Genomic DNA, 15,440 nt, shown 5'->3' with positions numbered 1-15,440 from the left:
TAAGAGCTCAACTTAACTTGAGGTCAACAGGCATGGCAGCGGACAACACACGGATGCTCACAGTGGGTGAAGTGGCCAAGCGCAGCGGCGTGGCGGTGTCTGCGCTGCACTTCTACGAAACCAAGGGGCTGATCGCCAGCGTCCGTACAGCGGGCAACCAGCGCCGCTATCCCTCGCTGGTGCTGCGTACCCTGGCAATCATCAAAGTGGCCCAGCGCACGGGTATTGCACTGGAGGAAATCAAACAGGCCTTCAGCCGTTATGCCCCCAACAGCAAGCTCACGGCGGCACAATGGGGCGAGATGTCCACGGCCTGGCGCGAAGACCTGAATGCCCGCATTCGCACCCTCGAAGCACTGCGCGACAGCCTCGACAACTGCATTGGTTGCGGTTGCCTGTCGCTGGAAGACTGCCCGCTGCGCAACCCCGAGGATGTGCTGGGCAAGGAAGGGACCGGGGCGCGGATCCTCGAAAAAAAGGTCCGCTAGCCTAGCGCGCTCAGGTGCGGCCCTTTGCCGGCGCACGTGGCCTGCGGGTGACAAGCAGTTGCTTTGAACCATTGCGGCAATTCACCGCCCTAACCCTGTGCTGTTAACCCAAAGCCGCTCACAGGAAGGAACAAAGCCATCATGAAACGTGAACAGATCGAAGGTGTAGCAGAGGACCTGGCTGGCAAGGCGCAAAGCGCCGTAGGCCGTCTGGTCGAAGATCCGGCACTGGAAGCCGAAGGCGATGCGCGCCAGGCCTCAGGCCAGTTGACCAAGACCTACGGCGACACCCTGGACACGGTGTCTTCGTTCGTCAAGAAAAAGCCCTTCACCGCACTGGCCATCACCGCCGCCGTCACACTGGTGGTCTCTCGCCTGCTGCGCCGTTGAACCACGGCGCCTCAGGCGCCTCAGGGCCGGATATCTCGTCCGGCCTGATCACCAGATGGCGATATCGTAGGTCAGGTAAAGGCGATTGCTGTCTCGGCCGCGGGCGAAATCTGATCGATACACATAGTTTCGCAGCTTTACGCCCAGCCCTTTGAGCGGCCCGCCCTGCACCACGTAGGCAATCTCGGCGTCACGCTCCCATTCTTTGATGCCCTCGCCACCTGAACGGCCATTGTCGCCACTCAGGTACCGCGTCATGAAGGTCAGCCCCGGTACCCCGGCGGCAGCGAAGTTGTAGGCGTAGCTGGCCATCCAGGTCTTCTCTTCCTCCTCGATGAACTTGCCGATGCCAACGTTGCTGAACGAATAGACCGTTGCCCCACTGATATACGGCAGCCCCGCTTCACCATCGAGCACCTGGTAACCTGCGCCGACGGTATGCCCGGAGTGGGCGTACGACAGTTGGCCGCTGAACATGTCGTTGTCGATGCCGCCGCCATACGCCGTACCGCTGTCGCGGCTTTTGAAGTAACGCAGGTCGGTGGTCAGCACGCCGCCGCCCAGCGGCAGGTCATGCACCAGCCCGGCGAAGTCCTGGCGGTAGAAATGCTCGAGCTCGCCATGGAAATAACTCAGGCGCAATTGCTTGCTGACGGCGTAGTCAGCACCGGCGAAGCTGAAATCGCCAGACGCCGGGCCGCCATACCCGTCCAGGTACAACCCCGTGCTATCGGATGAGTCGCGCTGTTTGAAGCGATCCAGGTGGCCGGCGGTGAGGGTGAGGTTGTCGATGTCGGTGCTGGTCAGCTGAGTGCCCTGATAAGTCTGCGGCAGCAGCCGCGCATCGTTGTACACCAGTACCGGTGTCTTGGGCAGCAAGGTGCCGTGCTTGACCACGGTGCCGCCCAGGCGGGCTTTGGCCGTGACCCCGGCACTGGCGAATTCATCCGCCGCGCGGCCATCGTCATGCACCGGCAACAACCCTGTACCGCTGCGCCCACGGCCGGAATCAAGGCGTACGCCCAGCAGGCCCATGGCGTCGACGCCCAAGCCGAGGGTGCCTTGGGTAAAACCCGACTGATAGTCGAGCAGAAAGCCTTGAGCCCATTCCACTCGCTCGCTTTTGGCCGTGGCGGCGGCGCGCGCGCTCATGCCCTGCTCGTCACGGAAGTTCTCGTTGAAATACACGTTGCGCAACTGCAGCTTGAGCTTGCTGTCTTCGATGAAACCGGCGGCACCGGCCACAGGCAGGCAGCCGCACAGCAGGCCACAAGTGGCCCCACGGAAAAGAGATCGGGACATGATGGTTACTCTGTTGTTGTTCTTGGGTGAGTCAGAGGGGCGCCGAGCGGCGCCCTGGGTGCTTCAAACCATGAAGGACAAAGCGCCCGTCAGCAGTGCCAGCGCAGTGATCACCAGGGAGGTGAGCACCGCCCATTTCACGGTGGCTTTCTGGAAGTCGCCAATGTCGCGATCGACCATGCCCACCAGCAGCAGGGTCGAAGCCACCAGCGGGCTCATGAGGTGAACCGGCTGGCCAAGCACCGAGGCGCGGGCGATCTCTACAGGGTCGATGCCATAGGCCGCCGCCGCATTGGCCAGGATGGGGACCACGCCAAAGTAATAAGCGTCATTGGACAGCACGAAGGTCAGCGGCATGCTGGTCAGCGCCACCACCAGCGGGAACCAGTGGCTCCATGCTTCCGGAATCCAGTCCACAAGCGTCTGGGCCAATGCATCGACCATCTTGGTACCCGAGAAAATACCGGCAAAGATGCCTGCGGCGAACACCAGCAGCACCACGGTCATGGCGTTGCCCGAATGGGCGAGGATGCGCTCTTTCTGCAGGTCCAGCTGCGGGTAGTTGATCATCAGTGCGGCGACGAAACCGATCATGAACAGGATGGCCGCGTGCATCAGCCCCAGCACCAGCGCGGTCATCACGGCGATCACCAGCACCAGGTTCACATAGGCCAGGCGCGGGCGCTTGTGCGGGTTGTCGCCGAGGATTTCCTTGATGTAGCAGTTACCGCCACCGGACTCCAGGGCAATATTGCCGATACGCCGGCGCTCGGCACGGCCCAGCAGGTAGGCGGTAAACACCACCCATGCCGCCCCACCGATGACAGTGGGCAACATCGGAATGAAGTATTCGGTCGCATCCAGGCCGAGCGCTGCAATGGCGCGGGTGGCGGGACCACCCCACGGGCTCATGCCGCTCATGATGCTCAATGACAGCATCGATACGGTCGCCAGGATCATCGGGTTCATGCCGATGCGCTTGTACAGCGGCAGCATGGCAGCGCAGGTAATCATGTAAGTCGTGGTGCCATCACCGTCCAGCGCCACCAGCAGCGACAGCAGGGCGGTGCCGATAGCGATCTTGATCGGGTCGCCATTCACCCGCTTGAGAATCTTGCGGATCAACGGGTCGAACAGGCCGGCGTCGATCATCAGGCCGAAGAACAGGATGGCGAACAGCAGCAGCGCGGCAGACGGTGCGACCATTTTCAGCCCATCGAGCATCATCTTGCCCAGGTCTGGTGCGAAACCGCCAATAAGGGCGAAAACAATCGGCACGATGGTCAGCGCGACGATCGGTGACAGGCGTTTACTCATGATCAGGTAGGTGAAGGTCACCACCATGATCAGGCCCAGAAGTGCGAGCATGGTTTGTTCTCTTGTTTTTATTGTCTATGTGGCCACCTGCAGCACAGACGGCCCCCTACCCCCACCCGGCAACACCTGGCGGGGGGCTGTAAAAGGTTTGAGGGTGTCGGGGCTCAGCCGTGACGATGTGGTTCGGTGACCCAGTCGGCTGTTTCAGCGACGGGGCTGACCACCGGCTCGCCATTCAAGCGGCTGTGCAGGGTCTGGCGGTCACAGGCGTTTTCCGACAGCGAAACCACCACCGTCGCCACTGCGTTGCTGGCAAGGCTCGTCAGCGCACGGGCTTCCGACATGAAGCGGTCGACGCCGATCAACAGGGCCAGGCCGGCCAGGGGAATGTCATGGATCACGGTAAGGGTCGAGGCCAAGGCCACGAAACCGCTGCCGGTGACACCTGCCGCGCCCTTGGAGGACAGCAGCATGATCGCCAGCATGGTGACCACCTGGCCCAGGCTCAGGTCGATGTTGCAGGCCTGCGCGATGAACACGGCTGCCAACGACAGATAGATGGCGGTACCGTCCAGGTTGAACGAGTAGCCTGTGGGCAGCACCAGGCCAACCACGCCTTTTTTGCACCCAAGCTTCTCGAGTTTCTCGAGCATTCGCGGCAGCACCGGCTCGGTTGAAGAAGTACCCAGTACCACGAGGAACTCTTCGCGGAAATAGCGCAGCAGCTTCCACAGGCTGAAGCCATGGGCCCGGCAGATGCCACCGAGCACCACCAGCACGAAGAACGCGCAGGCGATGTACAACGTCCCCACCAGCTTGGCCAGCGCGCCAAGGGACGTTATGCCGTACTGGCCCACGGTGAATGCCAGGGCGCCGAAAGCGCCGACCGGGGCAAAGCGCATCAGGTAGCCGAAGATGCGGAACACCATGGTCGAAGCCGACTCCAGCACGTCCAGTACCGGCTTGCCCTTTTCGCCCATCGACGAGAGGGCAAAACCGCTCAGTACGGCGATGAACAGGACCGGCAAGACCTCACCCTTGTTGAAGGCACCTACGAAGGTATCCGGGATGATGTGCATGAAGAAGTCCACAACGCTCAGCTTGGCGGCCGACGCGGTGTACTGGCTCAGGCCCGCCGTACTCAGGGTAGCGGGATCGATGTTCATGCCGGCACCTGGCTTGAACAGATAGACCGCCGCCAGCCCGATCACCAGGCTGACCACCGTCAGGCCCAGGAACAGCAGCAGGGTCTTGCTCATCAAGCGCCCCAGGGAACGCTTGTCGGTCATGCCGGCGATGCCGGTGACGATGGTGCAGAACACCACCGGCGCGATCATCATCTTGATCAGCTTGATAAACGCATCACCCAGCGGCTTGAGGGCCACGGCCTGTTGCGCCCAGAAGTGTCCGACCACCACGCCCAGCAGGACGGCGCAGAGAATCTGGAAATACAGCGATTTGGCGAGTCTCATGGCATCACCCATTGTTGAAATTGTGCGGATGCGCTTGTTACGAATGTGCAGGTCTGGATTGGTGCCTGGAGCTACCCGGCCAACCTGCGGAATGTAGGGGCGTAGACGAACCCTGAGAAGAGCCTCCGGGCGGTTCGCACCACCGAAGCCTGGATCGTCTGGCCGTCGGCACCGCTGCGCGTCAGCGCAACATCGATACCGCCACTGGGGTGCTCCAGGCGGACCTCGGCCAGTTGCTGCGCGCCCTTGCCCAACAAGTCGGCAATCACAGTGCCAGGGCTGACGCAGGCAGTCGCCAGCCCCACGGCTCCAGTGATCGCCAAGGCACGATGGCAGTTGTGCGGCATGAAATAGCGAACCTGCAGCGTGCCGTCGTAGCGCGGCTTGGACACCAGCACTGGCTTGGGAATGACCATGCCACTGACATCGCCCAGGCCCATGGCCTTGCCGGCCTTCAGCCGCAACGCTTCCAGGCGTTCGAGCAGCGCGCTGTTGGCGTCCAGCTGAGCCGGTGTTTCCGAGCCGCTGACCCCCAACTGGCTGGCCTCCACCACCATCATCGGCATGGCCATGTCGATGCAGGTCACCGGCACGCCATCAATCACGTCCTGGGCCTTGCCCGTGGGGAACAGCTTGCCGGTCTTGCTGCCGACCGCGTCGAGGAAGGTCAGGTGCACCGGGGCGGCAGTGCCCGGTACCCCATCGATCGCCGTACGGCCTTCGTAGCGCACGATACCGCCGGGCGTCTCGACCAACGAATTGACGAAGGTGCCGGTGTTGAGGTTGCGAATGCGCACCAAGGTCTTGCCTTCCTGGCCTTTTACCAACCCCTGTTCGATGGCGAACGGCCCAACCGCACACAGCATGTTGCCGCAGTTGGGGGCCGTATCGACCCGGCGCTGGGCGACCATGACCTGCACGAACAGGTAGTCGACGTCGGCGTCGGCGTGCAATGACGGGCTGATGATCGCCACCTTGCTGGTCTGCGGGCTGCCGCCACCGATGCCGTCGATTTCCAGCTCATGGCCAGAGCCCATGAGGTTGATCAGCAACTCGTCGCGCTCGACCACATTGGCAGGCAGGTCCCAGGCGTGGAAGAACGGCCCTTTGGAGGTACCGCCGCGCATGAGTACGCAAGGAATTCGTTGCATGATTTCGCACTCTTGTTGATCAATGGACATCATTGATGCTGTGAGCAAAAGAGTGACAGGGATGGATAAATCAATCCAATGCAAATATCGTAGCGATTATTGCTTTTCACAAAATAATTCCTCTTTGAACGGGCCAAGGCTTTTATATGGAATATGAGCTGCAAGATATCCGATCTTTCGTGAAAATCGCCGAACTAGGCAGTTTTCATGAAGCTGCCGAAGCACTGCATCTCTCTCAGCCAGCGCTAAGCCGGCGCATAAAGAAGCTGGAGGAAGGCCTAGGGACATCCTTGCTCGAGCGCACCACCCGTCGAGTCAGCCTGACCAGCGTTGGGCGCGACTTTTTGCCCAAAGCCAGACGGTTACTGGACGACTTCGAAGACTCCATTCTCAGCATCCGCGAACTGGCAGAGCGACAAACCGGCCAGGTCACCCTTGCCTGCATACCCACGGCAGCGTTCTACTTCCTGCCTTCGGTGATCCGCGACTACAACGAGCAGTACCCCAAAATCCGCATTCGCCTGCTCGATCTAAGCGCCAACGACGGGCTTGAAGCCGTGCTGCGGGGTGAAGCTGACTTCGGCATCAACATGATGAGCGGGCAACACCCGGACATCGAGTTCGTCTCGCTGGTGCAGGAACACTTCGTCCTGGCCTGCCGACGCGACCACAAACTGGCAGGCCGTGACGCCGTCACCTGGACCGAGCTTGCCGATTACCGACTGATCGGCGTAGGTCGATTGAGCGGTAATCGCATGCTGCTCGACCACGCGTTATCCGGGCTCAACTTGCGCCCAAAGTGGTTTTACGAGGTGCAGCACCTCTCGACCTCGCTCGGCATGGTGGAGGCCGGGCTGGGGGTATCGGCCATGCCCAGCCTGGCCATGCCCAACGCCGACCATCCGACCTTGGTCAGTGTTCCGTTGATCGAACCCCAGGTCACCCGAACACTCGGTCTGGTTTACCGACGCGGTGCCTCGCTTTCGCCTGCAGCTGAAAAGTTCGTGTCGATCCTGCTGGAGAAATGGCCCAATCGTTGACTGGGCGTGCCCGTCAGACCGCCGACATCCACCCTGTGCTGCCGCCGCGTCCATCCATCAGTCGCTGCCCAGGCCGAGTGTGTCGGGGCGGCGCTTTTCAAGCGCGAACTTGAGCAGCGCCGCGCTGCGGAACAGGCCGTGGGCGAACTTGCCGTAAGGCAAGGTGATGAACAGCGCCATGACCGTGCCCAGGTGAACGGCCAACAGCACCGCCATGGCCCCGGTGTCCCTCAGGCCCAACAGGGCGAGCCCGGTGAGGCTGACCAACAACAGCAGCAGGATGAAGGCCCTGTCCATTGGCCGCTGCCTGGGGTCGCCCTGTTCCGGCGCGCGGCGCAGGTTCAGCACAAGCAGCCCGGCGGGGCCAATGACCAGGCCGATCCCCCCGACCGTGCCCAGCAGCACAGGCAGGCTCAGCACGGGGTAAGGCGCCTGAAGATCAAGCAAGTAGTGATAGGCCGTGGCGACCCCTGTAGCCGCAAAGCACAGCAAGAATCCGTAGAAGGTCAAGTGGTGGAAACGGCGCCGCCACAGGGTGTAGCGATCATCCTCGTTGTTACAGCCCTGGCCATGCCCTCCGTCGAGGTACTTCAAGGTCAGCACAGCTGTTGAAGCTTCAAGGATTGCCCCGTCAACAGGCGGAGCCTGAGGCTCGGCCGGCGAAATGCTGCGCCAGAACCGCCTTATCGCCACCGCCAGCGCGACACCGCTCAGGCAAAAGACACTGCCGAACAACAGCGCCAGCATGTTGTGTGGAAAAACCGCATAGAAGTCGCCGCCCAGGCGACCAGGCAACAGGGTTCCGTTGACCTGCAAGGCCAGTAGCAAGAACAGCGACAAGGCAATCGCCAGCGCAGTGACCACATAGATGCCATTGTGCCGGTAAAGACGGCCGAACGCGGCCGGCCAGGCATAGTCAGCGTACGTCTGGCCACGGACCTTGGCCATGGCCTGAGGCACGTTGACGGCAAACTCATGAGGCGCAGCGTACTGGCAGGCATGCAAGCAGGCGCCGCAGTTATGGCACAGGTTGGCCAGGTAATGGATATCCGCCTTGGCAAATGTCAGCCTTCGGGTCATGGCCGGAAACACGGCGCAGAAGCCTTCGCAGTAGCGACAGGCATTGCAGATGCGCATCTGCCGGTCGACTTCCGTTTCATCCATGTTCAATACCGGAATCAGTTCGGCCCGGCCCGCCGGGTCATACGTATAGGGTTCAGGCAATTGCGCGGTCATGACAGGCCTCGTTTGGGGATGAAATACGTGCAGCAGCAGCCGCGGAATGGGTGCCGGCGATACGGCCGAAGGCGGTGCCTATGGACATGCCGACGCCAGCGGTGTAGCCCTTGCCCAGCACGTTGCCCGCCATCATTTCGCCCGCAACGAACAGGTTCGGGCTGCGCCGGCCGGCGAAATGAACGGCAGCGGTCTCATCCGTGCGTAGCCCCAGGTAGGTGAAAGTCACCCCTGGACGCAACGGATAGCCATAGAATGGTGGCGTATCGATCGGTCGTGCCCAGTGGCTCTTGACCGGTGTCACGCCTTGCGTGTGGCAGTTGTCCAGCCGGGTATGATCGAAGCTGCCCGCCTGACACGCCCGGTTGTAGGCGTGAACCGTGTCAAGGAAGGTCGCTACCGGAAGACCCAGAAGCTGCGCCAGTTCGTCCAGGGTATTGGCCGTGATACCCCCGAAAACCGGCGGCATGAACCGCCCCAACGCTTTCTGGTCGATGATGGAGAACCCCACCTGCCCCGGCTGATGGGCTACCAACCTGCCCCAGATCGCATAGCGCTTGGGCCAAAAGTCCTCCCCTTCATCATAGAAGCGCAAGCCTTCACGGTTGACCACCACACCCAGCGAAACGCAATCGATACGCGTGCAGATACCGCCGTCGTACAAAGGCGCGCGGGCGTCTATGGCTACCATGTGCGCCTGGGTCGGGTCACCGATAGTATCGGCCCCCAGATCAATCATCCGTCGCAGCAGTACACCGTCGTTGAAGCGAGTGCCACGGACCAGAAAGTTGTCCGCTGGCCACTCACCGCGTTCATTCTGCCCCCACGCCTCTCGCAACCAGCTTCTGTTCGACTCAAAGCCTCCAGCCGCCAGCACACAGGCTCGCGCCTGGATGCGTTCGGCCGGCAAGCGGCGCCCTGCGACATCACGCGCCGGTACATGGGCCGCAACGAAACGGTCGCCGTCCAGCTCGATGTCGCACACTGGCGTGTCATAGCGAACCTGAACACCCAACCGCTCGGCACTACGGAAATAGGCATTGACCAATGCCTTGCCACCGCCCATGAAAAAGGCGTTGGTGCGCGCCGTGTGCAACGCGCCAGAGAGCGACGGCTGAAAATGCACACCATGGTGCCGCATCCAGTCCCGGCAATCGGCCGAAGCCCTGATCACCAGCCGCGCCAATTTCTCATCGGTTTGCCCACCAGTGACCTTGAGCAGGTCTTGCCAGAATTCTTCTTCCGGGTACGCGTCAACCAGTACATCCTGCGGCGCATCGTGCATGCATCGCAGGTTGCGGGTGTGTTGCGAGTTGCCACCACGCCATTCACGCGGCGCAGCCTCCAGCAGCAGTACACTGGCCCCCGCCTCGCGGGCCATCAGCGCCGAGCAAAGGGCAGCATTTCCGCCGCCAATGACAAGCACATCGATCATTTTGCCTCCAGGTCTCGAGGAGCCAGAACGTTCGGGGTGCTCCTCGCGGACCACGGACTCTAGTGAGACCTGACGGGTGACGAAACGCGATTACCGAAGGTAGGTGTTCAGTTTTTCTAAAGGCTGATGGTGCACAGGCGGCCTCAGAGCAAACGCGCCCCGGGCCATTGACCGCAGGCAACCTGCTCGCGCGCGACCTCATGCAACACGACCCGGGTCGCAAGCGCAGCAGGCGAAAGCTCATCCTCACTCAGGCTTACCACCAGATTGCGGCGCTGCGCCTGGGCATCGTCGATGGCGAATACGCGCATACCTGCTTGCGTTGCCCGGGCTACTGCAGCACCGGGCTGCAGAGTGGCGGCGTGGCCCGCCGCCACGCAATCCAAGAGCAATGACAGGCCATCGACCTCCATGACGATGTTGGCTTCCAGCCCCGCCCTGGCCAGGATTGCCTGTAACGTAGCGCGCAAGCCATGCTGGCTGCTCGGCATCACCAGCGGCAACGTCGCGATCTGCTGCAACGTCAGCGATTCGCCCCAGCCACTTTGCACCAATGCCAGCGGAACCAGCGCGAACAGCCGCTCCTGCAACAACGGGCGCACATCCAGGCGCGCCCCCGCGTCCGGCTGGAACAACACAGCCAGGTCCAGGTGCCGGGCGTTGAGCTGGCTGACCAAATACCCCGAAAGCATTTCCACCAGGTGCAAGTGGATGTCCGGATAGCGCTGGCGCATGCGGTCGATAAGGGCAAGGCCCAGGACCGATGCAGTGGTCGGCGCAAGGCCGACACTTACATACCCGCTCATGCGCCCACTCTGCGCGGCAAGCATGGCGTGTTCTGCCTGACGCAGCGCCAGCCGGGCATGGTACTCGAAGGCCAGGCCTGCCGCTGTCGGGGCCACACCGGTACTCGAGCGCGTCAACAGCCGGGTGCTCAGCTCGTTTTCCAGCTTCGACAGTTGCTGGCTCAGGGCGGAGGCGCCTACGCCAAGCTCGAGCGCGGCCCTGCCAAGGCTGCCGTGCTCCAACACACTTAAGAAGTAGCGAAACTGGCGTAACTCCACATTGACCTCTCGATGCCCTGCCTTGCCCGCCTTGTACAGAACGTACCACGCATGCATGCCTGCATGCTCGGATCCTGTATTCAACATCTGCCGCAGCCGCTGCGGCACGGACACTCCCCTTCCCCATGACGCCTGCCGATCTTCACATGGAGATGACACATCGCTTGCATATGACACTTTGTGTCATTATGATCAACGCCGTGTCCTGGCATCGCCTTCGCGCCGACCAACCATCCCTAGCCTCCACCCCTGCAGGTACCGCCCATGACGACCACCATGCACATTCCCAAGGACCAGCTTGTCAAACTCGCCCAGCAACAGATGCTGACGGCGCTGACCGACAACACCTACAGCGTGCGACAGAAGCTCGCCCTCACCTGCCGTATCCTGTTCGACGGCGGCCACGACTCTGGCCTGGCCGGGCAGATCACTGCGCGCGCGCAGGAACCTGGCACCTACTACACCCAACAACTGGGGCTTGGCTTCGACGAAATCGCTGCCTCCAACCTGCTGGAGGTGGACGAAGACCTGACGGTGCTGCAAGGGCGTGGCATGGCCAACCCGGCCAACCGCTTCCACAGTTGGCTGTACCGCGCCCGCCCCGACGTCAACTGCATCATCCATACCCACCCGCTGCACAGCGCCGCCTTGTCGATGCTGGAAGTGCCGCTGGCCATCTCGCACATGGACCTGTGCCCACTGTTCGATGACTGTGCATTCCTCAAGGAATGGCCCGGTGTGCCGGTGGGCAACGAAGAAGGCGAAATCATCGCGAAAGCGATTGGCGACAAGCGTGCAATCCTGCTTTCCCATCATGGCCTGCTGATCGCTGGGCGTTCGGTCGAGGAAGCCTGCGTGCTCGCCCTGCTGTTCGAGCGCGCAGCAAAGATGCAACTGCTGGCCATGGGCGCCGGTGACATCCGCCCCATCCCCGAAGCACTGGGCAAAGAAGCCCACGACTGGATTTCCACCCCCAAACGTCACGGTGCCGCCTTCAGCTACTACGCGCGCCGTGCCTTGCGTGCCCATGGCGACTGCCTGGGCTGATCGAAGCTGTACTCTTTCCTCAACAACGGCAAAGGTGCCTGGTCATGTCTACACCTGTAATTCGCGGCGTTATCGGCTACACCATCACTCCCTTCACGGCAGACGGCACACTCGACCTGGATGCCTTGGGCACGTCCATCGACAGCCTGATCGCAGACGGCGTGCACGCCATTGCGCCGCTGGGCAGCACCGGCGAAGGGGCTTACCTGTCCGACAGCGAATGGGAAACCGTGGTGCGCTTCAGCCAGGCACGCATTGCCGGGCGCGTACCCAGCGTGGTCAGCGTCTCCGACCTGACCACCGCCCGCACCGTGCAGCGTGCCCGCCTGGCACAGGCTTGCGGTGCTACGGCGGTGATGGTGCTGCCCATCTCTTACTGGAAGCTCACCGAAGCCGAAGTGGTCGCCCACTACAAGGCAGTCGGCGCCGCCATCGACATACCGATCATGCTCTACAACAACCCGGGCACCAGCGGCACAGACCTGTCGGTAGAGCTGATCCTGCGTATCCTCGGCGAAGTGCCCAATGTGACCATGGTCAAGGAAAGCACCGGTGACATCCAGCGCATGCACCGCCTGTTCAAGGCTACAGATGGCCAGGTTGCGTTCTACAACGGTTGCAACCCGCTGACCCTGGAAGCCTTGGTGGCAGGCGCCACTGGCTGGTGCACCGCCGCGCCCAACCTGATCCCGGCACTCAACCTGGCGCTGTGGGACGCCGTACAACAAGGCGATCTGGCCGAAGCCCGTGCGTTGTTCTACCGCCAGTACGAGCTGCTGGAGTACATCACCCGCCGCGGCCTGCCGACCACCATCAAGGCCGGCCTGAAAATGCTCGGCCAGGATGTCGGCGCCCCACGCCTGCCTCTGCAGCCGCTGGATGCGCAGGGCAGCAATCACCTGAAAAACCTGTTGGTAGCGCTGGCCAACTGACGCACGAACCTGCCCGACAGCCTGACGCTGACGGGCAGCCTGCTCCTCATCTGACCCTTACCAGAGGCAACCATGGACGCGCCTGCTCAAAGCTCTGCAACCCCACTCAGGCTGACAGACATCCTTCACCCGGTTATTGCCGGACTCGTTTCGGTGATCGTCAACTACGGCGGCACGTTCATCCTGGTGTTCCAGGCGGCCAAAGTGGCCGGGCTGAGCCCGGAGCTGACGTCGTCGTGGGTGTGGGCGGTGTCGATCGGCGTCGGCCTCAGCGGCCTGGCACTGTCCTGGTACAGCCGGGAGCCGGTCATCACAGCCTGGTCCACGCCAGCAGCCGCGTTCCTGGTCACCGCCCTGGCCAGCGTGCCCTACAGCGAGGCCATAGGTGCCTACATGCTGTCGGCCGCCGCCTTCGTGGTGCTGGGGCTTAGCGGGTGCTTCGAGCGCCTGGTGCGCGTCGTGCCCGGCGGCATTGCCGCCGGCCTGCTGGCCGGCATCCTGCTGCAGTTCGGCATCGGTGCCTTTGCCAGCCTGTCGGTCGACCCCACACTCGCCGGGCTGTTGATTGCAGCCTATGTGGCATTCAAACGCTTCACCGCCCGGTACGCCGTGGTCGCCATACTGCTGTTGGGCCTGGGGTACCTGTTGCTGCAGGGGCAAGTGGGCCTGACCACGTTGCGGCTGGAATTCGCCTCACCGGTTTTCACCGCACCCACCTTCTCCCTCAACGCGGCCCTCAGCGTGGCCCTGCCGTTGTTCCTGATCACCCTCACCGGCCAGTACATGCCCGGCATGCTGGTGCTGCGCAACGATGGTTTCAAGACCAGCGCCAACCCGATTGTCTCCGTCACCGGCATGGGCTCGTTGCTGATGGCGCCCTTCGGTTCACACGCGTTCAACATCGCCGCCATCACCGCAGCCATCTGCACCGGCAAGGAAGCCCATGAAAACCCGGACAAGCGCTGGGTGGCAGGCATCGCTGCCGGTATCTGCTACATCCTCGTCGGGGTGTTCGGGGTCACGCTGGCGAGTGTCTTCATGGCCCTGCCGGGCACCTTTATCACCACCCTGGCGGGCCTTGCCCTGCTGGGCACCATCGGCGCCAGCCTGGCCAGCGCCCTGGCCGACGCCCGTTCACGCGAGTCAGCACTGATCACCTTCCTGGCAGCGGCGGCCAACATCAGCCTGTTCGGCATTGGCGGGGCTTTCTGGGGCCTGGTCATTGGTCTGCTGGCCCATGTTGTACTGAACGGTCGCCTGCCCGGTTTGAGGGGCGCCTCCCGTTAAGCGGGCTTTCCATCACCTTGCCGTGCGCCAGGGGGCGCACGCTGTTCAACAGGTATCGACATGCCCCACGCTGGCCCCAAGCTGCTTACCCAAATTGCTGCCGTGCACTTCGTCAGCCATGTGCACATCATGCTCATCCCGGCGCTACTGCCCGTGCTACCCGGCCTGCTGGGCGTAGGCTTCGTCGAGCTAGGCGTAGCCCTGGCGGTGTTCAACATCGTCTCCGCACTGGTACAGGCCCCTCTGGGTTATGCCGTCGACCACTATGGTGCACGTAAAGTGCTCAAGGCCGGGCTGTTGCTGGGCAGCCTCAGCTTCGTGCTACTGGCGGCCAGCCCCGGTTATGCGGTATTGCTGGTGGCAATGGCCATGGCTGGCCTGGCCAATGGTGTGTACCACCCGGCCGACTATGCGCTGCTGGCCAATGGCATCGAGCCCGCACGCCTGGGGCGGTCGTTCTCTATTCATACCTTTGCCGGTTTCCTCGGTTCGGCCGTTACACCTGCAGTATTTCTCGGCATTGCCGCAGCGCTCGGCACGCAGGCAGCCTTGGCGGCGGGCGCGGTATTCGGGGTAGCCGCGCTGCTGCTGATATCGATACCCGGCAGTGGCGTTTACCGGGTCGCCAGGCCTGCCAACACACAAGGCGCAGGCCCGGCCGCAGCAACGGGCCGCGTACGCTTGTTCACCCCCATGATCGGCGTGCTGACGGTGCTGTTCATCCTGCTCAACCTGAGCACCAGTGCCATCGAGAAGTTCTCTGTAGCCGCCTTGGTCCAGGGCCAAGGCCTGACACTGGCCTGGGCCAACGCCGCGCTCACCGCCTTCCTGCTGAGCAGCGCAGCCGGCGTGCTGTGCGGGGGCGCCTTGGCCGACCGTACCCGGCGCCATGGCCTGGTGGCGGCACTGGCCTTCGCGCTGGCGGCTGCGCTGACCGCTGTGGTGGCGCTGGGGCTGCTGCAGGGCTGGGCATTGGTAGCCGTACTGGGCGCCATTGGCTTGCTCACCGGGGTCATTGCCCCATCACGGGACATGCTGGTCAAGGCGGCGGCGCCACCCGGGGCCGAGGGCAAAACCTTCGGCCTGGTGTCGACCGGGTTCAACATCGGCGGTGCCATCGGGCCGGTGGCGTTCGGCTGGATGCTCGATCAGCACCTGCCCAACGGGATTTTCATCGCATCGGTGGTGTTCATGCTGCTGACGGTGCTGCTGACCCTGGCACAGGAGACGTATGCAGCCAGGAGACGCGCGACTGAACAGCTGGCGCGCGCCTAGGACC

Annotated in this window: 14 protein-coding genes; 7 read left to right on the top strand and 7 right to left on the bottom strand. The window is 62.6% G+C overall.

The window, feature by feature from the left end; all coding sequences use genetic code 11:
• Positions 1-32: 32 nt before the first annotated feature.
• Positions 33-488, top strand: a complete 456-nt coding sequence (soxR, locus tag LVS58_RS17960) for a redox-sensitive transcriptional activator SoxR (RefSeq protein ID WP_233692158.1) — start codon at positions 33-35, stop codon at positions 486-488.
• A gap of 141 nt (positions 489-629) precedes the next feature.
• Positions 630-878, top strand: a complete 249-nt coding sequence (locus LVS58_RS17955) for a CsbD family protein (RefSeq protein ID WP_233692157.1) — start codon at positions 630-632, stop codon at positions 876-878.
• A gap of 48 nt (positions 879-926) precedes the next feature.
• Here LVS58_RS17955 and LVS58_RS17950 read toward each other — a convergent pair whose 3' ends face one another.
• From LVS58_RS17950 to LVS58_RS17935, 4 genes are all read right to left on the bottom strand, one after another.
• Positions 927-2,180 (bottom strand): OprD family porin, encoded by a 1,254-nt coding sequence (locus LVS58_RS17950; RefSeq protein ID WP_233692156.1) that lies wholly within the window; start codon positions 2,178-2,180, stop codon positions 927-929.
• Positions 2,181-2,243: 63 nt separating this feature from the next.
• On the bottom strand, positions 2,244-3,548 hold the full coding sequence (locus LVS58_RS17945; protein WP_070383853.1) for a CitMHS family transporter: 1,305 nt from the start codon (positions 3,546-3,548) through the stop codon (positions 2,244-2,246).
• A 113-nt stretch (positions 3,549-3,661) separates the two neighbouring features.
• Positions 3,662-4,969, bottom strand: a complete 1,308-nt coding sequence (locus LVS58_RS17940; protein WP_233692155.1) for a dicarboxylate/amino acid:cation symporter — start codon at positions 4,967-4,969, stop codon at positions 3,662-3,664.
• 71 nt (positions 4,970-5,040) lie between these two features.
• Entirely contained in the window at positions 5,041-6,120 is a 1,080-nt protein-coding gene (locus LVS58_RS17935; protein ID WP_233692154.1) for a 4-oxalomesaconate tautomerase, read from the bottom strand.
• Positions 6,121-6,266: 146 nt separating this feature from the next.
• On the opposite strand from LVS58_RS17935, the gene LVS58_RS17930 reads away from it, so the two are divergent.
• Entirely contained in the window at positions 6,267-7,160 is an 894-nt protein-coding gene (locus tag LVS58_RS17930; RefSeq protein WP_021784030.1) for a LysR family transcriptional regulator, read from the top strand.
• A gap of 57 nt (positions 7,161-7,217) precedes the next feature.
• On the opposite strand, the gene tcuB is transcribed toward LVS58_RS17930, so the two are convergent.
• The 3 genes from tcuB to LVS58_RS17915 form a co-directional block, all read right to left on the bottom strand.
• Positions 7,218-8,396, bottom strand: a complete 1,179-nt coding sequence (gene tcuB / locus LVS58_RS17925) for a tricarballylate utilization 4Fe-4S protein TcuB (RefSeq protein ID WP_267954551.1) — start codon at positions 8,394-8,396, stop codon at positions 7,218-7,220.
• Positions 8,377-9,831 (bottom strand): FAD-dependent tricarballylate dehydrogenase TcuA, encoded by a 1,455-nt coding sequence (tcuA, locus tag LVS58_RS17920; protein WP_233692153.1) that lies wholly within the window; start codon positions 9,829-9,831, stop codon positions 8,377-8,379. Before tcuA ends, tcuB begins: the two co-directional genes overlap by 20 nt.
• 143 nt (positions 9,832-9,974) lie before the next feature.
• Positions 9,975-10,895: a LysR family transcriptional regulator gene (locus LVS58_RS17915; protein WP_233692218.1), complete on the bottom strand. Its 921-nt coding sequence runs from the start codon at positions 10,893-10,895 to the stop codon at positions 9,975-9,977.
• A 264-nt stretch (positions 10,896-11,159) separates the two neighbouring features.
• On the opposite strand from LVS58_RS17915, the gene LVS58_RS17910 reads away from it, so the two are divergent.
• The 4 genes from LVS58_RS17910 to LVS58_RS17895 all read left to right on the top strand — a co-directional run bounded on the left by LVS58_RS17910 (position 11,160) and on the right by LVS58_RS17895 (position 15,436).
• Complete coding sequence (locus LVS58_RS17910) at positions 11,160-11,942, top strand: aldolase (RefSeq protein ID WP_233692152.1); 783 nt, start codon at positions 11,160-11,162, stop codon at positions 11,940-11,942.
• 44 nt (positions 11,943-11,986) lie between these two features.
• The gene (locus LVS58_RS17905; RefSeq protein WP_233692151.1) at positions 11,987-12,874 is read left to right on the top strand and encodes a dihydrodipicolinate synthase family protein; all 888 of its coding nucleotides are present in this window, start codon (positions 11,987-11,989) and stop codon (positions 12,872-12,874) included.
• A gap of 72 nt (positions 12,875-12,946) precedes the next feature.
• Positions 12,947-14,161, top strand: coding sequence for a benzoate/H(+) symporter BenE family transporter (locus LVS58_RS17900; protein ID WP_233692150.1), 1,215 nt, complete (start codon positions 12,947-12,949; stop codon positions 14,159-14,161).
• Positions 14,162-14,221: 60 nt separating this feature from the next.
• On the top strand, positions 14,222-15,436 hold the full coding sequence (locus LVS58_RS17895) for an MFS transporter (protein ID WP_233692149.1): 1,215 nt from the start codon (positions 14,222-14,224) through the stop codon (positions 15,434-15,436).
• Positions 15,437-15,440 lie beyond the last annotated feature (4 nt).

It is taken from the genome of Pseudomonas sp. JR33AA, from assembly GCF_021378985.1.
GTDB lineage: Bacteria > Pseudomonadota > Gammaproteobacteria > Pseudomonadales > Pseudomonadaceae > Aquipseudomonas > Aquipseudomonas alloputida.
Note: the sequence above shows the minus strand (reverse complement) of the source record. Positions and strands in the feature narration are given on the sequence as shown.